At 39.9% G+C, this 25,904-nt stretch carries 17 protein-coding genes; 13 read left to right on the forward strand and 4 right to left on the reverse strand.

Going from position 1 to position 25,904, the window contains the following annotated elements; all coding sequences use genetic code 11:
- Nucleotides 1-91: 91 nt before the first annotated feature.
- The 3 genes from H6G41_RS36100 to H6G41_RS23680 all read right to left on the reverse strand — a co-directional run bounded on the left by H6G41_RS36100 (nucleotide 92) and on the right by H6G41_RS23680 (nucleotide 9,435).
- Complete coding sequence (locus tag H6G41_RS36100) at nucleotides 92-1,981, reverse strand: DUF4114 domain-containing protein (RefSeq protein WP_190749215.1); 1,890 nt, start codon at nucleotides 1,979-1,981, stop codon at nucleotides 92-94.
- A 536-nt stretch (nucleotides 1,982-2,517) separates the two neighbouring features.
- The gene (locus tag H6G41_RS23675; protein WP_190749217.1) at nucleotides 2,518-7,419 is read right to left on the reverse strand and encodes a CHRD domain-containing protein; all 4,902 of its coding nucleotides are present in this window, start codon (nucleotides 7,417-7,419) and stop codon (nucleotides 2,518-2,520) included.
- A gap of 837 nt (nucleotides 7,420-8,256) precedes the next feature.
- Nucleotides 8,257-9,435, reverse strand: a complete 1,179-nt coding sequence (locus tag H6G41_RS23680) for a low temperature requirement protein A (RefSeq protein ID WP_190749219.1) — start codon at nucleotides 9,433-9,435, stop codon at nucleotides 8,257-8,259.
- A 310-nt stretch (nucleotides 9,436-9,745) separates the two neighbouring features.
- Here H6G41_RS23680 and H6G41_RS23685 point away from each other — a divergent pair, with 310 nt between their 5' ends.
- Entirely contained in the window at nucleotides 9,746-13,975 is a 4,230-nt protein-coding gene (locus tag H6G41_RS23685; RefSeq protein ID WP_190749221.1) for a DUF4114 domain-containing protein, read from the forward strand.
- Between the two features lie 75 nt (nucleotides 13,976-14,050).
- Here the strand turns inward: H6G41_RS23685 and H6G41_RS23690 are convergent, their stop codons facing one another.
- Complete coding sequence (locus tag H6G41_RS23690; RefSeq protein ID WP_190749224.1) at nucleotides 14,051-14,392, reverse strand: carboxymuconolactone decarboxylase family protein; 342 nt, start codon at nucleotides 14,390-14,392, stop codon at nucleotides 14,051-14,053.
- Nucleotides 14,393-14,977: 585 nt separating this feature from the next.
- Between H6G41_RS23690 and H6G41_RS23695 the strand changes: the two genes are divergently transcribed.
- From H6G41_RS23695 to H6G41_RS23755, 12 genes are all read left to right on the forward strand, one after another.
- Entirely contained in the window at nucleotides 14,978-16,777 is a 1,800-nt protein-coding gene (locus tag H6G41_RS23695; protein ID WP_190749226.1) for an iron uptake porin, read from the forward strand.
- 1,111 nt (nucleotides 16,778-17,888) lie between these two features.
- On the forward strand, nucleotides 17,889-18,689 hold the full coding sequence (locus tag H6G41_RS23700; protein WP_190749228.1) for a VOC family protein: 801 nt from the start codon (nucleotides 17,889-17,891) through the stop codon (nucleotides 18,687-18,689).
- A gap of 4 nt (nucleotides 18,690-18,693) precedes the next feature.
- Nucleotides 18,694-19,137, forward strand: coding sequence for a nuclear transport factor 2 family protein (locus H6G41_RS23705; RefSeq protein ID WP_190749229.1), 444 nt, complete (start codon nucleotides 18,694-18,696; stop codon nucleotides 19,135-19,137).
- An 82-nt stretch (nucleotides 19,138-19,219) separates the two neighbouring features.
- Complete coding sequence (locus tag H6G41_RS34665) at nucleotides 19,220-19,963, forward strand: nuclear transport factor 2 family protein (protein WP_199316270.1); 744 nt, start codon at nucleotides 19,220-19,222, stop codon at nucleotides 19,961-19,963.
- 603 nt (nucleotides 19,964-20,566) lie between these two features.
- A complete protein-coding gene (locus tag H6G41_RS23720; RefSeq protein ID WP_190749231.1) occupies nucleotides 20,567-20,941 on the forward strand; it encodes a nuclear transport factor 2 family protein in 375 nt (124 codons plus the stop codon).
- Between the two features lie 30 nt (nucleotides 20,942-20,971).
- A complete protein-coding gene (locus H6G41_RS23725; protein ID WP_190749233.1) occupies nucleotides 20,972-21,676 on the forward strand; it encodes a CDGSH iron-sulfur domain-containing protein in 705 nt (234 codons plus the stop codon).
- Nucleotides 21,677-21,809: 133 nt separating this feature from the next.
- On the forward strand, nucleotides 21,810-22,805 hold the full coding sequence (locus H6G41_RS23730) for a DUF5602 domain-containing protein (RefSeq protein WP_190749235.1): 996 nt from the start codon (nucleotides 21,810-21,812) through the stop codon (nucleotides 22,803-22,805).
- 11 nt (nucleotides 22,806-22,816) lie between these two features.
- Entirely contained in the window at nucleotides 22,817-23,722 is a 906-nt protein-coding gene (locus H6G41_RS23735; RefSeq protein WP_190749237.1) for an EthD domain-containing protein, read from the forward strand.
- A 27-nt stretch (nucleotides 23,723-23,749) separates the two neighbouring features.
- A complete protein-coding gene (locus tag H6G41_RS23740; protein ID WP_190749239.1) occupies nucleotides 23,750-23,887 on the forward strand; it encodes a hypothetical protein in 138 nt (45 codons plus the stop codon).
- On the forward strand, nucleotides 23,862-24,092 hold the full coding sequence (locus tag H6G41_RS23745; protein ID WP_190749241.1) for a hypothetical protein: 231 nt from the start codon (nucleotides 23,862-23,864) through the stop codon (nucleotides 24,090-24,092). The genes H6G41_RS23740 and H6G41_RS23745 overlap by 26 nt, the downstream gene beginning before the upstream one ends.
- A gap of 57 nt (nucleotides 24,093-24,149) precedes the next feature.
- Entirely contained in the window at nucleotides 24,150-24,716 is a 567-nt protein-coding gene (locus H6G41_RS23750) for a hypothetical protein (protein WP_190749243.1), read from the forward strand.
- Nucleotides 24,717-24,754: 38 nt separating this feature from the next.
- Nucleotides 24,755-25,387 carry a DJ-1/PfpI family protein gene (locus H6G41_RS23755; protein ID WP_190749245.1) on the forward strand — a complete coding sequence of 211 codons (633 nt, stop codon included), beginning with the start codon at nucleotides 24,755-24,757 and terminating at the stop codon, nucleotides 25,385-25,387.
- Nucleotides 25,388-25,904 lie beyond the last annotated feature (517 nt).

The following is a 25,904-nucleotide window of genomic DNA, read 5'->3' on the forward strand; positions in this document are numbered from 1 at the left end:
ATCCCCTTTATTAAAGGGGAATTATAGATAATTTATCCCTCCTTAAAAGGAGGTAATCAGCAAAAATATTTAATAATTCAAGAGACATTCTCTAAACTAAACTGTGCTCTATTCGGAACACAACATCATTAAAATCTCTATCACCACCGCCTAATAAATCCTCAAAACCGAAAACATTATCTCCTAGCTTACGAATATGTCCCACACCATCAGGATTAACACCTAAGTAAGAAAAATAGGCTGCTGGATTACTGGGATTATTATCAAAGAAATCTTGGATTTGACCATTAGCAATCAAAACAGGTGCATACAGATATCCACCTGTTAATGTTGTTTCAAAACCTTGGACTTTTTGCATATCTTGACTGCTAGTATTAAACCCTGACCCAGATGCTTGAATCAGACGCAGAGCAGCTTCAACATATGCTTGCCGATTTTCGGCTTTTGCTTCTATCAGTTGACCTGTCAACGGATCGCGTACACTCCCTGATAGATTTTCAATGCGGTAAAAACCAAAAACATTATTGTAAACAGCTTCTCTATTTACAATTGGTAATACAGTTTTTACAATGCGTCCTTGCAAATTATTGCCCTGCAAATCGGAGCGCAAATCAACCAGCCCTAAATGTTGCTGTTGTTCAGATCCTTTAAAAGTGCCTAAAGGAGATTGAGAGTTAGTAATTTTAACATTCAATTCAATATCATTAAAGTCACTATTACCCAAGAAATCTTCAAATTTAATGCCGATAGAACCATCGGTTACGGCTTGCATTTGCAAAGATTGGTTCTTACCCGTGTTAAAGGCAGAACCAAATAATACTTGTGATGATAAGTTTCCATTATTCAGTACATCCTGAATTGTGGCCTTTTGAATTAAGACAAAAGCTAGCTTATTTCCTTTAAAACCCTGACTAATGGCATTTTGTCCTTCAACTGCTTTAAATGTATCAGGAATAACAGAAAAAATTAGTTTAGCCGATCTCAGCGCAGCTTGTAAATAACCTGCTTCTGTTGGCAGAATCCCATCGACTGCACCATTGTCATCAACAGCAAATACTCCTATTTCATGTACGTGGCCTTTGCCAAGATTTTTATTAGTAACTTGGAATTGAAGCTTAGTAGTGTTAGCATTACCATTAATTACTAGCAAATTTCTTTGACTATCGATGGAAAGAAACGGCGAATTGTTTGCGCCACCGTCATCGTCACCATTACCAGCATTACTATCCGGATCGAATGTATCTGCAAAAGAAAAGTTTTTCTGGGATAGGTCAGATAATTTAACATTTTCTAGAATACCTATAAGCTGATTCTGACCACGGATGATCACATTTTGTTGATCTTGCTGGAATTGTAGATCGCCATAGGTTAGGCCTAATCCACTAATAATTAATATTTCTCTTTCTGGATCGAAATCCTTAACAATATTTGTACCTTCAGGAAATGCTCCGGCCGCTAATACAAAGTTATCTATGCCTTCATTACCTGTAAGATTAGCACCACCTATACCAGCAACTAAAATATCATTGTCTTCGCCACCAAATAATTGATCAGTACTACCTGCAATCAGGACATCTTTTCCTAAACCGCCATAGAGAAAATTACCACCTCCACCTGTACTCGCATCGAGGGTATCATTACCACCCTCCCCAAAAGCGCGATCGCTAATGCCAACAATTAATTCATCATTTCCCTCACCACCATAAAGTTCATTACCACCGCCATCGTCGATTTCTGTACCTTGAAAGGTATCAATAATATCATTACCAGCCTCGCCATATAAGCGATCGCCTTTTGCTCCATATAGCTCATCATCTCCATTACCACCATAGACCTGATTGCTACCTGGTTCACTTTCGGAGATATCGACAATATCATTGCCATCGCCAGCAGAAATTGAATAAGATTTGTCTGGTTCTGTGAGATTATCAATATTAATTTCATCATCTCCAGGAGTACCGGAAAACACTGGTTTATCCACGAATTTAAATGCTCCAATATCAAATTTAATTTTTTGAGGACAATTCAGTCTTAATTACTGCACCATTGCGATTAAAAATAATTTCACTGCTGATGGAAGGTAGACTGTTTTTCATCAGTGGTGTTATCTAGAATCTACTAAATTATAGATTAGATTACTAGTTAAATTGATAACATCTAAACCCAGATTTTTGTTAGCAGTTTTAATTGCAAGAATTAATTCTTTAACAGTTGTTGCAAGTAACTCAGCCATTTTCAGATTCTATTTTGTTGAAATTTTGAAGGATTTAGACGTTGCTGATTGTTGGTATAAATTAAATCAGTTCTAGATGTATTCAGGCAAGTAAATTTTTTTAAAGTTAAGCTATTCTACTTTTAAGTTGCATAATAAATCGTGAAGGATGTTAACTGTTGACCGTTGACCGTTGACTGTCAACAATTAACATCCCTGATTAGTAGTTATGCAATTTAGACGCGCATTAGCTTACAACATGACTGCTGTACCTTTAACAGGACTATTGACCTCTCGAAAAGCAATTAGTAGACGGCAAGTAAAATCTGAGCAGCCGCACTGGGGCTACCGTCGGGAAGACCCAAATTACCTTGAGCCATATCAGCCATCCAGAAGTCTTCAAACTGGGCACCGATACCATCTCGGTCGAAGAACATCCGTCCAGCGTTGGGGCTGTAGTAAAAAGTTGGCTGGAGATCGTCGTCAGCAGGGCCATCGCTGGTAGGTACAGTACTGGTTGCAACTTTTAACTGACCGTTTTTGCCGGCAGCAGGCCCAGTTCCATCTCCAGTAATAATGGTGCCTGGTTTGAGGAAACCTATATTTTGACCGTTGAAATTACCATCATTAATACCTCGGTTAAATGCTTCGGAATTAATGAAGAAAATATCAGGCCCAGTTTTACTAGTAAAGGGATTTTCTGCTCCAGTTAAAGGATCTACTAATGGAGTACCATAAGCTTCTTCTTCGCGAATATAACCGATGCGAGCATCAGGAACGGCATTACTGATAGCATCTTCTTCAACTTTATCGCGATCGCGGAAGTCCAAAATCGAGTCAAAGATGATGTAATCGACTCCTTGGCGACCAACTACAATATCTTGACCAATTCCCGCCCAGATCAAGTCTGTACCAGGGCCGCCAACCACAATATCATTACCTGGCCCAGTAATGATAAAGTCATTACCTGGCCCACCAATGGCGGTATCATCACCCGTTGTGGTTGGTACAGGGCTACGAGTAAATTTACTTAAATCGACTTCTCCCTGCTCATTAAAGGCAAAACTGAAAGCGTTTTGTGGTAGCAAAGCTGTCGGAATTGTCCCAATGATTTTCTTGGCTTCTAGTTCTGCACGTTTTTCTGGTGTGAGGTTGGGATCGTCAGTACCGGGGAGTGTAATTCCATTGGGGAAAGCCTGAGCAATTTTTTTCAAGGTTGCGGCGATTTTTTCATTGGAGACAAAGTCGCCTGTAATCAAATTGTTCTCAATGGGGACATTTGGCTGACCGAAATTCAAATCGCCAAGTACAAAGTTACCGACACTTCCACCTGGTCTGACTGGGAAGTTACTATTCAAACCACCGACTACGTAGTCATAGGCACCAAATTGAGGTATTTTGGTTAAACCCTGAGTTGTTTCATTGAGTGGCTGACCGTTAACTTCTATTTGACCTTGGGTCATTAAGGCCCCAGGAGTAATACCTTTGAGGGTGATGGTTTGCAGGGTTTTAGGTACAAAGGTTCCATTGCCAGAAGCACCAGTACCGGGTTCAACATTGATGCGATCGCTAATAGTAATGACTGTATCTCCAGTCTGAGTCCCGTTGATGGCAATACCAGTACCATTATCGAGATTTCTCAACCTGATAATATCTCCAGAACCAGCTCGGGCCTGGAAATCTTCAATCACATCATTACCACCGTAGCCACCAATTGTCAGATTATTACCCTTAACTGTGACCGCAAATTCTTTTTGAAAGACAAAGGCATCATTACCATCGCCACCATTGAAGGTATCATTGCCTAAACCGGCGACAAGCACATCTGCTCCAGGGCCACCTTTGGCTGTATCTCCACCTTTACCTGCGTACAGGTTATCATCGCCATTTTTGCCGTCAAAGGTGTTTCCACCACCAGTATTACCGTAAAGGTTATCTGCTCCTAATGTTCCTGTTAATGTTTGACCTCCCTGTGCTGATGCTACTTGCTCGCTACTGGCGGGGGTTTGACCACCATTATTGTTACCGCCACCATTATTGTTACCACTACCTGTACCACCACCACCAGAGGTTTCCTCAAAGGAGAAGTTTGTAGCTTTGAGGTCGGCTACTTTCAGATTTTTGATGACGCCAAGAGATTTACCATCAGCTGTAATGACAACATCTTTGCCATCTTGAGTTAAATCTAAATCTTCCAAGGTTAAATCTAAGCCAGCAATGACTAAAACCTCGGTTGCGCTATCAAAGTCTTTAACATTATTGGCTTGTTCTGGTAGTTCTGCTTGAGTGAGTACGAAGGTATCTACACCCCCGCCACCTACGAGAGTAGCACCACCACGACCAGCAATTAGGGTATCATTGCCATCTCCACCGAATAATTGGTCATCACTACCAGCAGTTAGCTCATCGTCTCCGTCCCCACCATAAAGACGATTTTGACCTTCACCTTGGCTCGCATCGATAGTATCATTGCCTTTGCCGCCAAAAGCCCGATCTTTGAATCCGACATAAATCTCGTCGTCGCCATCGCCGCCATAGGAACGATTTTTACCACCGCCAGAGCTTCCAGTCCCTTGGGTGGTATCGATGATATCTTTGTCTGCACCACCAAATAAGCGATCGCTCTTACCACCTGTCAATTCATCTTCGCCTTTTGCACCATAAAGCCGATTACCGCCAAATTTACTTTGGGATGCATCAACAATATCGTTTCCATTACCAGCAAACACAATATCTGCGCCGTTCGCTTCTATTGCTGAATTTACAGTACTATCGTCATCATTTTTGCTACCAAACCTCAGCAGAAAATCTGGCTCTTGATAAGTGAGTAAATCCAGAGAAACAGTGTACTCCCGATGATCGGCATCGTAAACAATACTGTATTTTTGGGGATATAAACCCGCTTTAGCAAATCTTTCTGGTTGCTTGATGTCGAAGGTGATTTTCTTTGTTGTCTTGGTTCCATCTTGAGCTAAACCAAGCTCAGCTAGGAACTCTTGGGTAATCATCGGTTCCCAGAAGTTAACTTTGCCAGCATAACTGCCAAAAATAAATGTCTGACCAAATTCTCCACCATTCAATTCTGGAGTATTCTTATCTACCCAGTGAACTCCTTGGAGCGCATCAGCAGTCGCCGGAATATTGCTATTGGGAATGGTCGGTGCGAGATAGTCTGAATTTAAAAATCCCTCTGGTGGTAAGTTGGCGTATTCAGAATTGGTACCTCCTGGTGCGCCTACAGGATAGCCAGTGATTTGATTACGTTCTTCTAAGGGAATGGTGAAGAAGTGAACATCAAGATGGGGGGTGTCATATATATGTGTCGGCGCATGTCCCTCTGAGTTGGCGTAAAAACCCATGTGGTTAAATGGGGTTTTTTTCGACACTTCATTGGGAAATACTAGGTCAAATACCCGAGATGGATCGTATTGATTATTATCATTGGGAGGCTGACCATCTTTAGTACCCAGGTGAGGTACTAAACGCGGAAATCCATTTGCACCTGCTGCTGCTGAGAAGACATCATTTAAAGCTTCTTCTGTGAAGCTGATACCAATAGACAAGGGTTGTTGACTATCATTAAATGCACCCCATGTGTAAATCCAAGCGCTGGGGTCATTACCTATTTGTTGAGGATTGGTGGAAATGATCTTGCCTTGAGTATACTCATTACCATTGAGGATACTGGCAGGAAAATCATTCTTATAACCTGCATACAAATCGACATACAAGTCATCAAAATACTCGCCTATTTTTGGTACATAGTTATTTTTGGTTTGTGATTCGATGCCTGTCACTTTCGTGTCTCCAAAATTTTTGATAGAGAATTCTTGACCTGGTGAAATATACACAAAAGTATCCGGTGTTGCCAGTTCTGGTTTACCGTCTATCAGTAGTGATAACTTTCCTTCCGTAACATATATGGTTTGATGATCAGAGCTAACTATGGGTGCGGCAAAGTCCTTGCTAGTGGCAACAATCTTACCTGCAATTTCTCCACTGGGTTTACCAACAGTATGAACATCCACAGACAGTTCTGTAGACTCTCCGGGTAAGCGGTTAGTGAATACGTCAGGTAGAGGTGCATCTGTCGGATTCCACACACCGCTAACTGTGGTGGAGTTATCCGAATTCTTGGTAATTTTTAAGTCCGGATCTTGAAGAATATTAAAGACTCCTGAACTTTGATGAATTTGGACAGATGTCACATCATCTTGAGTATCAGGAGTTTGGGGAGCATTACTCAAAACACCAAAGTCAAGCCCTGTCACTTTCAGGCTGTATTCTAAGGATGTGCTAGTTGGTTTGAATGTGAAGTTACCTAAACCTTTAGCTGTTGAAGTATTAGGTGCTATTGCCTCTAAGTTAGCTAAAAATAAATTAGGAGTAGAATTGACTGTTTTATCGAGGGAAAACTTCGAGTAGGCAAGAATTCCATTAGTCTCGCTGAAATCGACTAAAGAAGTATTTTGTGTGCCAAATGCTCCTGTAAATTTGCGACGTTCACTCTCTTCATATACCTTCACACCTGGTACTGCTTCTAAGGCCTCTAATTCACTATCAGGTACAGAATTATCTGGTACAACTACGACTCTATCCAGTAATCCTGGTGTTGGTGGTGTGGGGACTCCAGGAATGACTAATTTACCACCATAAGTTTGATTAATTTGTGCAACTTTTCCTAAATCGACTTGTGCTTGTAAAGTTGCTAAATCAGCATCTGGAGGAGCAATTCTATTTCCTTGAGCATCAATTAAGGGCACACCTGCTAATTGATAGTAATTTGCCCCTGGTATTGCTGAAACCAGCATTCTTGCAGGTTCATTTTCTGCGGTAAATCCCATTTGTGTACCAATGGCATAATAGACAAAGGTGCCCGTTGGTGCATCAAAATTAGCAGTGCCAAATTGAAAATTGACCTTTCCTTTTAGAAGATATTTAGCTTCTGCTTCATTGGCATGAATATGCTGAGGGAAAACATCATGAGGCGGCACATAAAAGTCTAGAACTGCTAGCGGGCCTCCAGTATTTTGTGCAGAAGCTAATACTGTGTATATATCACCCCCAACATAATAAGACGGATTATCAGGATAGTAAGCATCACCTTCTTTTTTAACTATTAAGTATTTGGCTCTATTGGCAGCTACTGGTGGAGGGGTGTTTCCATGTGAATGTTCTCCACTTCCGTGTGAATGATCTCCACTCATAATTAATATCCTTAAATCAGATAAATTGAACTGGGTGAATTAAATGAAACTAAGATGAATATGGCAATGCCCTTTAGGGTATCGCCATATCATCAACACTTACAGGGTATTTCAGGTAAATGAATTACATTGCCAGGACGCATCTTCCCTATAGTTGATGATGATCTGTAGTTCACTCCTTTGCAATCTGTTGTTGTATGTACAGATGTAACGATATGAAGTAGCCTTTTTTATCTATATAGCAACAGTTCCATTCTGTAGGCGGTTCACAAACTTGGTGGAGTAATTGCTAAGACTAGGCATTTTAATTCAATGATTTTGCCACGCTTTCTTGCTCAGTTATTTATAGTAAATATACCAATCAAATCAAGGCTGATAATATGAAATTTTTATGAAATTTTTCCATTACTTAAGTGATGATACTTAGTGATCAAAAACAACTGTTAGCCCGTTGCTATTACTTCCATAAAATAAAAATCCGAGGGTTTATTTTATGAGCTTTTGATCAAGCAGATATCTGATATATCAAGTATACATGTATAAGCACCACAATCTTCTCCCCAGAAACTCATTTCGACATCACTTTTTGGCAATCTGCGGTAAATTTTAGGAGAGAGGCGCAAAAAACTCCAGTATGTAACGAAAAATCAAGCTACAATTCTTGATTTCGCTTAAGCAAGCTTGGCTGAAAATTAGTTAAGAAATTCTGTTATGAATAACTGTTGATCTTACATCCCTGTTAACCTATCGGTAAGTTTTATCAGAACCTATTAAGATAAAAAAGGAGACAAACTATATTGATTGTCTCTCATTTTCCCAATTTATTCAGTGAGATGTTCACGAATAAAAATGATGTTGACTTTTTGTGAATAAATTTAAAGCCACTGTGGCTAGACAAGCAGCAGCAACTAGGGCAATTAAAACTATAGGGGGTAAACTCATCCCAGCAATAGCCAGGAATAAAATAAATCCTCCCGACCCCAAAAGATAGAGGCTGAAAATTCTTCCTTGTCGAGTTCTTTCTAAAATACCAGTTGTAAAGTTAATCAAAGCTAAAATTATCAAACACAGAGTCACAGCACCACACAAAAGCCAACGTTCGGTTGCTGGCAGAATATTAGCTGCACTTTTGGTAATGATGTGTTCTACTCCCACCCCTGTGGCTGCTAGACCAATAGCGAGAAACAGGTGAGAATAAAGCCAAGTAATAAAAATGTTGATTTTCCCAGCTTTCATAGTCTCTAGTGGCGATTTATCTACACTTTCAAAGTAAAGCCACCACAAGCTAAAAGCTATAGTCATTCCTAATAAAGCAGCTAAGACTGATGCGGTATCCCATTCTTTACCAGCTACGCCTTTAACTACTGCTGCGACTGACTCACCTAAAACAATGATTGTAAATAGCCCCAAACGTTCTGGAACGTGAGAAACATTGGGTGGTATTCGCGCTGCTATGTGACCTGTACCTAGAGGAGTAAGCAATTCTAAAATCAAAGCTATACCCCAAATTGCAAAACGCCAGTCACCTTGTACCAGCAGCGATACTAACCACAAGGCTGCGCCTAAACTAAAACCTCTAGCGTACCAATTAGTTAAGGGACGAGCTTCGGGGACAAAATAGCCCGCAATCAAAAACTGTAGGATGAGAATGCTACGAGCAGCTATATAGGCGATCGCAAAACCATGAGACGATGTACTCATTCCATGATGTACATTGACTGTCAGCCCTGCCACAATAGTCATTTGTACTAAAGTTAACAAGCGATCGCTCAGATCATCAGTATCAAAAAGCGTGGCGTAGAATGTAGCACCTAGCCAGCACCACCAAATTGGTATAAATAGCACAATAAAGCCGATAAATCCTTGCAAAGTTACATCCTTGCTCAGATTGTGTGCTAATTCAGCGATCGCTACCACAAATATCAAATCATAAAAAAGTTCGAGCCAAGTGGCACGTCTTTCTTCCTCTTCTTCAGCAACCCTTAATTTAGGCGCTTGCCACAAACTTTTTTTCATTCGATCAGCTACTAAAAATTACTAACCGAAAACTATTTTACGAGCTTGCAGATACATTTTACCTAAAAGCTAGACTTTGAGCTAAGATGTCCCTGTATCAAAAAAATTCCCAATCAATACCCACAGCAGACAAGTTTAATTGTTACAGAATATACTATATATTTACCCAATTCTTATCAGTATACAAAGTAAATTATTTTACAAATTGTCCAATTAATAGCATCTGTGGTTGATAGTCTCATCAAGACGAGTCATTGCTTTTTCGTTCTCATTATTTCAAACGCTATTGTTGCTAGGAGATGATTGAAACATGACTGAGATTCCTAATAATCTGTTAGATAAGTACATTATTGGTGCAGATAACTTAAACGCCTGGAGTAGCAATTTTGATAAATCCGGCTATTTAAAAGTTTTACCCCAGCATAAAACTCCTGTTATCTTTAAAGACCCTTTTAGTGATTGGCAAAAAGGTTTACAAACCAATACCTATTACTCTAGTTGGGGTCATGGTTCAGATACTTTAGACATCACACTGACAATGACCGACCTAAGCCAAATCACAATTGATGGCTTCGGGACGCTCAAATCAGGAGATGGTATAGTTCCCTGGTTGAATAATGCAGAAACTCCCTACGAATTTTTAAGAGCTTATAATGGCTTGATTCCCGGGCCTTTCATCATTACTGAACCTGGGGACACCATAAACATCAAGCTCATCAATGATTTAACCAAGGAAGTACAAGGTAAAAAACAAGTAAGTAACTTACATACTCACGGACTACATGTTTCACCTGTAGGACATGGAGATAATGTACTGCTAGCCATCGAACCGAAGAAAGAAAGTACAGAATCGGATCATCACAGTACTGAAGCGGATAATAGCTGGCAGTACAGTATTAAAATCCCAGACAACCATGCAATTGGCACCAATTGGTATCACCCACACCTGCATGGATTAACAAATGAACAAGTTGCTTCCGGTTTAGCAGGTCAGTTACTAGTATTAGCTCCGGAAACTCTACCAGATATCAATCTCTGGAATCCCAAAGAACAGCCCATGCATTTCATGGCGTTGAACACTTTTGGTATTCAGCAAATCAACAGACCAGGTAGCACTAGCGATCCTCTCAATCAAAGTAACGCTCCATTGCCTGCGGGTACACCCTTAGCAGTAGAACTAGATGCTAACGGCAATCCCATTTACACTCTATCAGATGCCGTTTTTACGGGTTACAATGCCTTACCAGCAGTTTATAGTCCGGCAAATCCACTGGGCAATCCTCCGCCTAACTTAACCTTTCCTTATGGCGGTGGTATATTAGCAGAACCTGTGGAAAACGTAATTCACACGGTTAACGGTCAATACAATCCTACCCTGGAACTAGAAACTGGTGAGTGGAATGTGTTCGGCTTCACCAACATGAATACCAATGCTTTCCACAATATTCAGTTGGTAAAACTGGAAGCCGATGGGTCATTGACTCCGCAAGAAGTTAGACTAATTGGGACAGATGGAGATTTAACTGGAGCAGTAGCTTCTAACACCGAAATAGTTACTGAAATACCGATTTTAGGGCCAGGACAGAGATATACTATTCAACACTGGTTTGAGGAAACAGGTACTTACTACTTTTTATCGAATGGGACAAAAGAAATTTTAGGGGATAAGGCACCCACTGCCATTGGCAACCAAAAAGGTTTTAATGATGGTCACTTAATTTGGGGGCCACAAGTCTTAGCCACTGTTACAGTTACAGGTGATACTGTCACTACTGGAGCAGCGCCCGAAGCATATCAGCGCCTCAAAGATAAAGCCCAACAACTCGATCAACTCATTGCTGAAGCGCAACAAGGCAAATTCCGGGAACGTACATATGTCTGGTCAACTAACATTGCTGCCGCCTTGGCAGCACCCCCATTTGTACCTCTGAGTGATTTAGATCCTAAGAGTTTCCAAGGTGCTTTTCTCATTGATGGGCAGTATTTCTCGGAAAACTTTACAGATGCTATGGTACCCCTGACAATGCCGATGTTAGGTACTAAAGAGATCTGGAATATCCGCAACACATCTACAGAATGGCATCCTTTTCACATTCACCAAAATGAATTTACCATCTTAGACATTAATGGTATCCCTGTTAACCAAATCGCAGGTTACCTTGATGGTGTGTTAAATGATACTGTTAATCTACCGCCAGCTTACGCCGCCAATACTCCACCTACTCCAGAAAACCCCTATGGTTCACCACCACCTAATCCAACTATAGCCAGTACACCTTCTGAAGTCAGCGTTTTGATGCCCTTCGATGACTACCCAGGTACTTTTGTTAACCATTGTCATATTCTGTTCCATGAAGATGCAGGGATGATGGCCCCTGTACGGGTAATTCTGAACACAGCAGATACCTGGATAGGTTTGGCAGCAACTGAGGAGAGTCGGGGAGAATTAACACTCATTAGAGCCAATAATCTTAAGCAAGACATCAATCTGGCTGCCTATGGAAATAACTTCCGCAAAGGCATAGATGTGGCGATCGCAGATGTGAATTATAAAACAAAAAATAATAAAAATGTCACAGACAATGTCACTGATGTTGTTACTATTCAGCGTTCCTTAGATAATTCTGGCGGTCAATTCATAGTTAAAGTCTTTGATGGCAAAGCACTAATCGATCAGCAAAATGCAGGTAAGAAAAAACTTGATGGTTCAGATGCAACTCTACTACTTAAAGAGTTTAAACCTTTCGAGGATAATAGTGTTTCATTAGAAACACAGCAAAAGCAAACGACATCAATAGCAGTTGGGGACATTAATGCCGATGGCTTTGCAGATATTGTTGTGGGTGTAGGTGGAACAATCGCCCCCAAAGTGAAAATTTTTAGTGGTAAAGATTATACTTTGTTGGCTAATCTTGACCCTTTTCATCACGGTTATCAAGGCAAAATCAACCTAGCAACAGGAGATATAGACGGCGATAACTTTGACGATATCCTTGTTGGTCAAGGTAGTGGGGGCGGCATAGAAATCTATAGCGGCAAATCAATTGAAGCTATGGGTACTAGTGCGATCGCAAATGGCAAAGATACTGCACATGATACAGCTTTGTTAACCGATTACAAACCTTATGGTGAAACTTATACAGGGGAAATTGAGGTTACTTCTGGTTATATACTCCAAAGACCAAAATTACCCAATAGCAAGGCTGTTCAAAGCTATCGTGCCAATATCACCACTCTCGCTAAGGATGTGCCTAATGGTGAGCAGCAAAAGGTCAAGGTATTGACTTATGTGGGTGGAGGCGGACACCACGGAGGAAGTGAACAATCTACTGGCGATCCACTTCGCTTAGATGCAGAATTAACTTTTGATGATGAAGACAAGATTAATGACTTTTTAGGCAGTTTTGCCGATCTCACATCAGCTCAAGGGGAACCAGTTCTCTATACACGTAAACAAGAGGGTGATTACGAATTAGTTCACCTCAAGGATGAAAACATCCCAGAATACCTAAATTTTCCCAAACTCTTCAAAGAATCGAATAATGATATCTTCACCTTCAAAAATTACAGTGGTAAGACCAAGCTCAAAGTCACGCTCACAGAAAAAAGTTCTTCGGTTGTCAGTGAAGTAGGAGTATTTATTACCGACAATGAGCAAGGAGATATCAATGGTATTGCTCCAGGAGCCTCTGGTTATACACAAGCAGCTCTCAAACGCAGTCAGGTAGTTTTTTCCTCCATTGCCAATACTCCTAACGGTTTCAGTCCCCAAAACTTGATACGCTTGTTGGAATTTAACTCTAATGTCAATCTGAAATTTTTCTTAGTAAAAAGTGGCAGTATAGATTCTGTTCAAGCTGGATTGATTTCAACCCAAGAAGTCTTGTTTTCGGATTCCTTAAAAATTACAGACTTGGCATCTAATGAATTCTCTCTCTCTTGGAAGGATAATTCAGGCAATAACGCTAATGCTTTTCAAAGTTTGATTGTCAAAGTTCAAGTAACAAATACTGAGATATCTTTAGGGTCAAAACTTCAAGGAAATGCCCAAAGCGAAATTGTTGATTTGAGTGGTTTGACTGGTCAGGTTAATGCTGAATTTCAGGTCAACAGTGAAGCCGCTTATCGTAACTTTGTCGGTTTCTATCAGATTGTCTCTTCAGATGGTGGGATTGATACCACTGGCGATGGTCAAGCTGATTTACGTCCTGGTGACCCAGGGTATGCCCAACAAGCAGTTCGCAGACGAGTTGAAGGCATTGATTTGACCGTAGGAAATCAAGTTACAGCAAACCACCGAGGAACTTTCCAGGCAGGTTCTTTATTTGCACCATTTATTATTGCTAATGGTCGTCCAGAGGCAGTTTTAGCAGGAAATAATCCTCCGCAAGTTTATTTTGCCTTCTTGGGAGCTAACTCAGATCGGATGGATCACATTCGCCTCTTAGGTGATAATGTTTTTGGTTTTGAAGATTTAGCCAATAATGGTGATGCCGACTTCAATGATATGATTGTGCAAATTAATTTGAATGTAGCTTAGTTATAGTAAATTAAAAAGCCGCTAAGTAGCGGCTTTTTAATAGCAATGTTATTTAAATAAAGATGAAAATTTCAATCAACAGTCAAATATTTCATTTAAGGCACCAAAACAACCAGCAGCTTTATTAAAACCTGCATAAACACAGGTAAATAAAAGTAGTTCTTCAATTTCCTCTCTGGTTGCTCCTTGCTGAAGAGCCATATTCACATGGGCTTTAAAAGGATTACCTGGCCCTACATGATCTTGGTTGACAACATCAATAGCAATTGTAATCAAAGCCTTGGTTTTTTGATCTATTAATGGTTGACCCCACGCTTCTCCAGCTACCCGAGTCACAAAATCACCAAACTTGGGATTGATTTTTTTTAAAGCTGCTTGAAGTTCCTTATCATCTAAAACTGCGTTTTTGTATGCCATAAACTGCTAACTCTCTTGTCTATTGTTTTAACTTATGGACTATTCTATACTCCCAAGCTCCATAACATGTATGGGAACCAGGTTTTATCGTGTGTAATACCAAGTTATTTGTCAACTTAGTTTTATATATATTAATAACTAAATAGTAAGTAAATTTTCCTCAAACCTAAGAATTACAGATTTTATATTTACTTAAGACTATCAAAGTTTAAATAAATATGTACTTATTACATACTAAACTTTTCTTAACTTTACCTTAAATAATTTAATTAGAGGATTTGCAAGTTCACAATCTTAGCATAAAATTATAGATTTGTTAATCAAAACTAATTCGGGTTTTCCTAGTACAGGAGTGTAGAAACAAGCATAGCATTTGCAGTTGGTGAAGTGCCTAAACTATAGATGACTTTCTGATTTGAGGTTGTGATAATAGTTAGCCATTTTTCTATATTTGATTCTTCATCATACTTTCTGTGATGATGAATCGGGAGAATATAAAAAAATGTTAATTTTTTTGGTATAAATTTTACTATTCTCGCTTCGGTAGAGTAAAATCACTGAGCGTGTGGTGTGAGAGAAATAAAGATGTCTCAGTTGAGAAAGTTAGTATCTAGTCAGATGGCGATAGTTGTGGCGATCGCAATTTCGTCAATCATCACCAATAGTCATGTTAGGGCAGAAATCACTGACAATTTAACCGTTAACTCCAATCTAGAGGCACTACCGCCCCTTGACCCTAACAATCCCACTGATACTGACGATAGCATGGGACAAATTACTAATGTCTCCCAACTGCAAGATGTCGCACCTGGAGACTGGGCTTTTGAAGCACTACGTAATCTTGTCGAACGCTATGGTTGTATCGCTGGCTACCCTGATAGTACGTTTCGCGGTAACCGTGCCCTCACCCGCTATGAATTTGCAGCTGGTTTAAACGCTTGCTTAGACCAAATTCAACAGTTGATTGCCACCTCAACTAGTGAGCTGGTAACAAAAGAAGATTTAGGTAGTCTGCAAAAACTACAAGAAGAATTTGCTGCTGAACTTGCTACGTTGCGCGGTAGAGTAGATGCTTTAGAAGCACGTACCAGCGAATTAGAAGCCAATCAATTTTCGACAACTACTAAGCTCAATGGCTTTGTCTGGTTCAATCTCACAGGTGCCACCGCAGGTGATACTGTTCTGGCCGAAGGAACCCAAGCTCTCGGTTTTAGTCAAGCTGGCCCTAGCGCTCTTCGAGATCCGGCTACTGGCTTCACTCAACCTCTGGTCAGGCAAGTAACGAGAGACCCTAACATTACTTTTAGTACATTAACTTGGTTAAATTTAAATACCTCTTTTTCTGGTAGAGATGCCCTAGTGACTACCTTAGCCGCAGGTAATGGTAACTCTCCCGTGAATGAATTTGGCTCTGCGGGAACATTCAACAATTTTGCCGTTCCCTTTACCGATCAAACTCCTAGACCGGAAAGAGGCAGTACTGAGCTAATCATATCGGAATTATATTATAGATTCCCTCTTAATGATTCTTTGCAACTAGCAGTTGGCCCAGCAGTCAATTACTATAACTTTTTTGACTTTAACCGTTTCACCCTCTTCTTTAATGGTGCTAGTAGCTATCAATCAATTGAGCATCCTTTAATCGCTAACGTCAAACGTGGTGCTGGTGCTATCGCTTCATGGAAAATTAACGACCAATTCAAATTAAATTTGGCTTATTTAGCTCAAAGTACCGAATTTTTACCAAGTTTTTTACGCACTGCTAGCGATCCATCTAAAGGCCTATTTGGAGGTACAAATTCTAGTATTGCTGAGTTAACCTTTTCTCCGAATCAAAATGCCAATATTCGCTTCATCTACGGTTATTCCAACATTATGCCCAACCCAGTTGGACAAGTTCAGCCTTTATGGTCACTGCATGGTGTAGCTGATGATGGGCCTGGTGGTGCGCCTCAAGGAGGATTAGGCTATTCCCAAGTCCATGCTTTTGGTGTGAGTTTCGATTGGCTACTTAATCCTAAATTTGGCATTTTTGGCCGCTACAATTACGCTATTACCCAAATTAATCCTAACTCTGGGGTTCCTGATGATGAGATTACAGCCCAAGCTTTTCAGTTAGGGGCAGCTTTTCCGGATTTGGGTAAGCGAGGAGCAATGGGAACTGTATCCTTTGTAGTGCCTTTTGATGTCACATCTGGGCGTCAATATCTAGTTTCTGGAGCTGGGAATGGCGGCACTCAATATAATATTGAAGCAACTTATTTTTATCCCTTAACTAGGAATATTGCTATAGTTCCAGCATTCTATGCCATTATGAATCCAAATAACTTTGATAGTAATCCGGCAATTTTTGTAGGTAATCTCCGAACTCAGATTAATTTTTAGATTTTTTGAGCCTTTGAAACCTCAAGTTACAGAATTATACGTATTTCCAGACCAATAGCGCCAGAAATACTGTCTCCTGATTGTCAGTCCCCACTTTCGGTATAGGGTTGTCCCCTCTACCCCCAGATCCTTGTCCTCTTCTTTGACAGCAGTGACAGGCTCTATAGATGGTAATTGGATAGATATAGCTCAAAAAAACTCTACAGTGAGTTGTGAGCTAATTATTAGCTTAGTATTTCTATGAATATTGTGGCTATCAAGCGATCGCTCAGATTCATCTGCAAGAGACTTGCAAAGGACAGGATTCTTGCAATTCATAACTGAAATACTAACCTTAACCTTATACGCAATATTTAACAGCAACCAAGAAATATCACACTTTGTATAATTCTTGAGGAGAAATTACTGATTGATGAGATAATCTGGAAAGCTCTTTACTCACTTAGAACGAAGAGTATCAAAGAGTCATCTATATAGCTATATAGTTGTAATCCACAAAAGAAATCTAAAATTTTTTAGATTTCTTTGACCATATTCTAGACAGGGTTGCCCGTTTTCAAGAAATACGAAAGAAAATCTAAATTTTTTTGGATATCTTGACAATACCTACGTTTTATAGCACAAACAGACTTAAATATTTTTCAGCAATAAGCTAATATCCAAAAGAGTTAACAGTGGAACAAGATATCACACTATATCTAAGTAAGCGGTCGGGAGCATTTCTCAGTATGTAACGAAAAATTAATGAGAGCAATTTACGAAAAATTAGCAAAAGCTATTGTAGTTTAATTTCAGCAGTTGCAGATTGTGATTACTTATTTCTCTGGTGGTTGGGAAACCATCAATAAGGAAATAGATAGGCTCTGGCACGTTTTTATATATACTTTGATGATTTCACGTCAACTTACTAAATAGAGGGGTAAAGCTGTGAATGATGAAATTTGATGAGTCTCTTGTAATACATAAAGTGAGAGCGTTATACTCTCACGCGTATGGTAAATATAATTGTAATTTGCCAGGGGAAGTAAAAGATTTAGACACATCTTTTACTTTTAAGCACCCTTTGAGCAAACCATAAGACGTGAGGTTAAAACGAGGATAAATTTCTCTTATGAACAACCATCAAAACGCTAGATCGGGCTTGGGTCATTATCTTCAAGGCATACAACACTTCGGTATTACCGTGGATAACATGGAAAAATCCATGGAGTTTTATATAGACGTTTTAGGAGGCAAAGTTGCGATTGCAGGTGATGGATTTGTAGGCGAATTTTTACATAATAATCTCTTTCAAAAAGAAGAGATTGATGCCTATAGTCAAGGCATAGATTCTCGAAGATTGGGTGTTCCTGATATTAGAGATGGTACGAAAGAATCTTTAGATGTGAGATTTGTTTCCTTTGGCAATACAGTACTAGAACTTATTCATTTTCGGGATGCGAAGCTGACACCAAATGCTCCCAATGTGATGGATAAGTTACCAAGTTGTGTGGGGTATGGTAATGTGCCTCATATTTCTTTTCATGTCAAAGATGATGTCACTTTAAATGAGTTTGCATTGATCTTGGAAGAAGAATGCGAAAAGCGCGGCATTCATGTTGCTTGTAATCGAATTATTACGGTTAAAAGCGAGGAAGAAAGGAAAAAAGCTGCTGCTAAATATGCAGCATTCAAATTTTGGAATGACCCAGAGTATTTTGTAGATGGCTTGTCAGACTCAGATTTTGGCAGCTTTCATGGTTGGTCTTTATTCTATTGTAAAGGGCCCAACGGAGAGCAACTAGAATTTAACCAAGTAACTCGCACCGCCAAAGAGAGTTTTATGCGGGCGCAGCAAGAATACAACGAAGCTAACGGCACTAAATACGTTTGGAATCCGGTAACCTTAGAAGGCTTTCTCAAAGGAGAATAAAATTATGGTCGCACAGACAGAGCAAATTACCTGGGATTGGCCTCATGCCAAAAAATGGCCGAAATTTTCTGGAGAAAAGATAGATATCATCAAAAAAATGTTCTTGGCTGGGGAAGCCATGAATGTCCACAACTTTACAAAGTTTTATACCGATGATGCTCTATATCAATTTAGCAATTATCCGGTAGTATACGGGCCAGATGCGATCGCCGCAGCCTCCGCAGGATTTATCGCTACTGTAGAGGGATTACATCACCACATCACAAATATTTGGGAAACCGCAGACGGAACGATCATTTGTGAAATGGAAGTTACCTATGTTCGGTTTGATGGCAAGGTATTTACACTACCTTGTTGTGACACTATCCGTTTTGAAGGTAATAAAGTTAAGGAACTGAGAATCTACATGGATATCTCGCCTGTATTTGCTGATTATAACCCTGCATAGCTAGCCTAACTCAGTCTTAGCAGTACATAACGACCTCTAGGTTGAGCAATCAAAACCTGAAAAATAAGGATTAACTATTCCAATGGTTTCTGGAACAAACGCAGAAAAAACTAGGCATCTGATTGGCTTATTTGAGCAGATGAAAGTTGATGAATTCCTCAACTATCTCAACGAAGATGCTCTCTATCAGTTCGGTAACTATCCTCCTGCTATTGGTAAAGGCGCAATTGAACAAACCGTCAAAGCCAGCCACCTTGATCAAATCAAAGGCATTAAATTTGATATCCAAAATATCTGGGAAGCAGGAGACAATGTCGTATGTGAAATGCTAATTCACTATACACGCATTGATGATTCCATCTTGACCTTACCCTGTACTGATGTGTTCCTATTCAAAAATGGACTAGTTCAGGAAATGAAGGTTTTTATGGATGCAACTCCTCTGTTTGCTCCCCCTCCAGAACCAGTGGATCGTTTGGGAATATTAAAACAAGCATTAACAGCAGTTGAAACCAATGATGTAGATACCTATATCACTTTGTTTACTGAGGATGCTGTATACAAAATTGGCAACTATGAGCCTGTGATTGGGCGTGAAGGAATTAAAGCCTTTGCTCTTCCCGTGATGCAAATGTTTAAGAGTGTGGTTCATGAAGCAAAAAACATTTGGGAACTGGGAAATACGATTGTCAGCGAAATGAATGTCATCTATACCCGACAAGATGACAAGGTGTTTGCAATTCCTTGCCTGAACATCATTACCTTTAAAGGCGATAAAATCCAGAAATATCAAGCCTTTATTGATGCTTCTCCTGCCTTTTCCTAAGAGGGTGTTTGTTAAGTAGTAAAGGTAACGTAAAACCTCTTTTTCCATCTCTACTGCTAGGAAATCTTCGCAAATCTGACTTTCCTTAATCCTTCCATATTAGGAAGGAGTTGAGATTTGGAGGTTAAAGTTAAATTTAATACATTTCAAACAACCGCTAAATTTATCAATGGAGACAATGTTGGGAATGTGATTAATTGAGCATTCCCAGCTAATCAAAAAATCAGAGGTTTTGTAGATGGTAAACTTTTTATTTGTTTACTAGGGAGAATATCACCGATAAAAAGGCAATCCTAGTTATTAGTAATAGTCATAAGATTGATTGAGCAAAATTATCAATTAGCCTAATAACTTCATCATATCAATGCAAATTGGCGATCGCCTGAACTGCAATCTCCTGGTTTCTGAGGCTGCTGTTGATGAATGCGCTCTCATCGGCAATGCTGTTTCATGACTGGTGCTAGATAATTGTGTGAGCAATTATTAAGTTCAAGTTCACATAAAAGTGGTATCAGATAACATCTTAAATGTAGGATGATAATCCTGACGAATTTAAGTTAAATTTACTACATATTTTGTAATAAAAACGTAAGGTAAAGATTCATGGCAGAAATTACTCTCGGTTCTAAAGCAGAGATTGTTAAGCGTTTTTTGACAGAAACAAGGTCAGCTGAGCAATTTGCTTCTTACTTTACCGCAGACGCTTTCTATCGTGTTGGTAATAATGAGCCGATAATTGGACGCGATCGCATTCAAGAATCATCAGTACGGTTTCGCCAAATGCTCAAAAGCATAGCTCACGACATTCAACATCTTTGGCAACTAGGAGATACTGTCGTGTGCGAAATGGTAGTCACATATACACGTAATGATGATAAAGTTGTGACTCTTCCTTGTATGGACGTAATTCATCTAGAGGGTGATAAATTCCGGGAAATGCATATCTATATAGATATTTCTCCCGTATTTGCTCCTTAAAAACCACAGCAAAAGCCTAAAAAGTAGTTTATGTCCAACCAAGATTATTCTGTCTTCGATCCGAGTCTGAGGCTGCAAGGCGATCGCACTATTTATCCCGGTAAAGAAATCGAAGTTTGGTACGATCGCAAACGCTGTATTCATGCTGCTGAATGTGGACGAGGACTCAAGGAAGTTTTCAATGGCAAAAAAACTCCTTGGATCGATCCCGATCAAGCAACTGCTGAACAAGTTGCTAAAGTAGTTACCCGTTGTCCCGCAGGTGCATTGAACTATAAGCGTGTTGATGGTGCCGGGCAAGAAAGCATACCCTCAGAGAATACGGTGATGGTATCACCAGATGGGCCGCTTTATGTTCGCGGTGAAATTGTCGTCCAAGATGCTGAAGGCCATAACGAAGCTACTCAAACAAGGGTAGCCCTATGCCGTTGTGGAGCCTCTGCTAATAAACCATATTGCGATGGTGCCCATACAAAAGTCGGTTTTCAAGATGCGGGGCCTGTTAATAGTGATGCTGAAGGCAATCTGGAAGAGAAAGGAGCTTTGAGAGTCAAACTCCTGCCAGATGGCCCCTTAGAATGCTCTGGGGCATTAACAATTCGCGCCGCAGGCGGCAGAGACGCATTTCAAGGAACCTCAGCATATCTTTGTCGTTGCGGAGCCTCAGCCAATAAACCATTTTGTGATGGTGCCCATACCAACATCGGCTTTCGAGATCCTGGATTAGTAAAATAATCCAGCCATCCTAGTTCAGGAGTAAAACAACTTTTTGGGCAATCAGACAAAAAATTATTGCTCATGCAAAACGATTATATAGAATGTAAAATTCTGTGAATTGTAGGTAAAGATTGATTCTTGCTAACAGACCATGAAAAAAATCAAATACTTTATTAATGTTTTGGCAGTGCTGTTGTTGGTAGTAAGTTCCTGCCTTTGGTATCCACAAACAGCGATCGCAGATACTAAAACCATCGTCGGCGAGCAGAAATCAATTGGCAATGGCTCTGTTCGTACTTGGATCAAAGTAGATGAAAAAACTGGGATTCCTGATAGCATCGGTGTCACACTGACAGAAGCCGCCTTAGAAGGGTTACCCCAAGAGAAAGATCCCGCCCAAAAAGGTTCAATCAAGCTCAAGCTGATCGATGGTAGTCCCTATCATACCTATGAGTATGAATTAATGTTTCCACCCAAGGAAGTAGATAGGACAGCCTTCACTCATATGGGTTTTAATTGGAACCCTGAAGGACATGGGCCATTACCCAACGTCTTTTTCCGTCCTCACTTTGACGTACATTTTTATATGGCGACTCCTGATTATCGCCACCAAGTTAAAAATGAAGACTTACTCGATTTAAAAATCTTAAATATAGAACCTCCCAAAGAATTTATCCCCGTCTCATATGAACGCGCTCCCAATACTTCTGAGCCACGTATGGGCACTCATTACGCAGATATGAAATCTGAGCAATTGCAACCAGGAAAATTCACAAATATTTTCCTGTTTGGGGGACATGATGGCAATATTCTGTTTTGGGAACCAATGATTACCAGGGATTATCTCACAACCAAACCGAATTTTCATGCAGAAATTCCCCAACCAGCAGCATACCCAGTTAGTGGTTACTATCCAACTGCTTATACTGTAGTTTACGATCAAGAGCGTAAAGAATTTGACATTTCTCTAGATAATTTAACTCTGCGTACTGCTTCTTATCCCGGAAACGTCTATGGAGTTCAATCTTGTTTAGACTCCCGGATGGTAAATATCATCTTCAAATACAGAGAAGAAAAGCCAGAACACGTTCAAATCCCCAAAGAATGTCAAGATTTAGTGCCGATTATTCAGCAAGCATTAAAGTAGGAGAAAATTAAATGGTCACTCATAATTATGCCGAGCGCGATCGCGATGGACAAGTAACCTTTTACGTACCTTTATGGAAGAGAAAAGGAATTACTCTGGAGTTATACGATGATTATTGGCGCAACGTTCACGGCCCAGTTTGCGCTAGACTTCCTGGTCAATATCAATACTGGCAATTTCATGTAGCCCATAATCAAGGTGGAGTCTTTCCAGAAATTCCCGGTGTTTCTCAAACTTTACCAGAAGAAGATCAATTTGATGGCATTGCAGAATTAACCTTTAAGTCCCCCGAAGAGCGGCAAATTTGGTTTCAAGCAGCTGCCATTCTCATGGATGACGAACACAACTTATTTAGCAAAGCCATTGGCTATAACACTAGTCCAGGTAACTCTATCACCTATGTAGATGGTATTGAAAATGGTAGCCCTAACGGCGTAGTTGGTGTTGAAAAATTTCATGTTCTATTGCGCAAAGCTGATGGCGTAAGTGTAGAAGAGTTTCGTCAATATTTAAAAGAAGTTTTCGCTAGCAAAATTAGCCATAATCCACATCTTTTAAAATTGCGCTTGCATTTATTTGATGAAGTTGATAATTCCCGTCCCGATGCAGCGGGAGTATCGCATTACGAAGCACCAGAAAGGCAATACCAAGCTGCATTTGAAATTGCCTTTGCTACCCGTTTAGACATGGAAATTTTCTTTGCTTCAGTTGACTATCAAGCTGCTACCAAAGAACAAGCTAAGTATGTCAGACAAATTAGTCCCTTCCCCGAAAGAACAGCTTATACATTTGTTTATGACGGCAAAATGACTTTGGCTGGACAAAGAAGTTCTACTGTTGCCGAACTAATTACTAATATCGGTGCAGTTAATCAATTGCAGGACGACATAGTTGAGCTGATGAGCAAGGTTCGTTAATAGTTTTTTCATCTAATAGAAAAACACATGAGATCTCATAACTATGCCGAGCGCGATCGACCAGGAAAGGTAAGCTTTTACGTACTGTTGTGGAAGAGACAGGGAATTACTGTAGAGTTATTTGACGACCCGTTTAGACATGGAAATATTCTTTGCTTCAGTTGAATATCAAGCTGCTACCAAAGAACAAGCTAAGTATGTCAGACAAATTAGCCCGTTTCCCGAAAGAACAGCCTATGTATTTGTATATGACAGCAAGATGACTTTAGCTGGACAAAGAAGTTCTACTGTTGCCAAACTAATTACCGACATCGGCGCAGTTAATCAATTGCAAGACAATATAGTTGACCTCATGAGTAAGGTTCGTTAATGTTTTGGATGTCGATCACTACTAAATAAATCGATCAAGTACAGGAGATATTAAAACATGAAAAAGCGCATCAACTACTACCAAGATTTATCTGCTGATTATTCCAGACCAGGACTTGTATCTAAAGAACAGCAAGATAAACTTATAGAAGATGCTTGGAAATTTATTAGTTTAAAAGAAGAAAAATTGCCCCAAATTGGGACAGACTATACTCCAGAGCAAATTGAAAAAGAAAACAAAGAATGGTGGCCAACTCACTGTGAAGCTTTGCGTCAAGGCAGAGGAGATATTTTAACAGGAGAATATCGCAGCGATTTAGTTTATTTATGTCAGGACGGCCCCTACTACGGGTTAGATGAGCAAAAAGAAAGAGAGCAACATTGGTGGGCTTTAATTGCTCAACCAGGCGTAACAATGACCTGGCCTATAGTCCAGTTTTGGAGCGAATTTGTGCATTTTGAATGGCAGTGTTTAGATGATGCAACTGGTGAAACATTAGCCAAAGGTAGCGTTTGTTGGGTAAGACGGGGACATAGAGGAGCTTGCTACTTCAAGAGTGAACAATTAACCTTCTACCGTGATGTGTTCGCAGCTCCAGAACTGTTGAAATTAATTAAAGTATAGTTGGAGGTTTGAAAAACTATTTTGTCAGAGGTAATAACATGACTGCTAGTAAAGGTAAAATCGCTGTACTGATTGAAGAACATTTTGATGCCACAGAGTTTCGCCGCTTCAATGAGTATTTTCCTGAAAAAGGTTATGAAGTAGAGTATGTATCTCATTTATGGGGTAATAAAGAGTTACACTTTGGTTCTAATCCAGAAAACGATCAAATAGAACTTCATGTTACAGTTAGCACCGAAGTTCAAGATATTGACCCTGCTGATTATAAAGGCATAATTTGCATTGGTGCCTATGCGATGGATCGCCTGAGATATCAAGTTAATGTCAAGAAAGGGCAAAAAAACCAAGCTCCTGCGGTGGCTTTTTTGCGCAGAGCGGTGGCCACAGATAATGTGAAATTAGGAACTATTTGTCATAGTTTGTGGCTATTTTGTGCCGATCCAGATTTAATTCAAGGTCGGAAAGTAACTTGTGCCCATAACATTATTTGTGATGTTGAAAATGCTGGTGCAGAGGTTGTTTATGACAACGATGTCACAGCTGATTTAGTGATTGATGGCAATCTGATTACAGGTAAACACCCAGGAGTTGTAGACCAATTCATGGAAGAGTTTGTCAAAGAAATCGAAAAAACCAACTCTCGGAATCAAGAAGTTGTCCAGACTATTTGAGGGTAAGGCGATCTAATGAATACGGTTGTGTTAGTGCACAACCGTATTCCTAACCATAGTACTTTTCAGCGATCAAAGTAAGTCTGGTTTGCCAGCAACAGCGATCGCTCTAAAGCCAAAATTCAGCATGAATTTGTGTAACTGGTTGCTATTCAGGTGTATACATATCAAGTTATTCTGATGAAATTTAGGATGATCAATATTCCGTAGCTATGACTTAAGTAAAATTACTATCATATATTGTTTTTTTACTACTATATCCAGGTAAAAGGGGATAAAATAACTCTTGTCCTGTTGGTAGTGTTTTCTAGGCTCATTGTTCCCAGGGGAATAAAAACTCAAGCTACCCTGTCCAGCAGGAAAAAAATTACGTTGGTTGTATTCAATTCTCAAGACTACTTGAGAGCAAGAGTAGCACTTCACTACCTCAAGCACTATTACAAACAATTACTCCAGCGTAGCGATCGCTAACAAATCTGCCAAATTGAACTAAAGGGCTACATAAACTCGAGATTTA

It is taken from the genome of Tolypothrix sp. FACHB-123, from assembly GCF_014697075.1.
Classification (GTDB): Bacteria; Cyanobacteriota; Cyanobacteriia; order Cyanobacteriales; family Nostocaceae; genus Aulosira.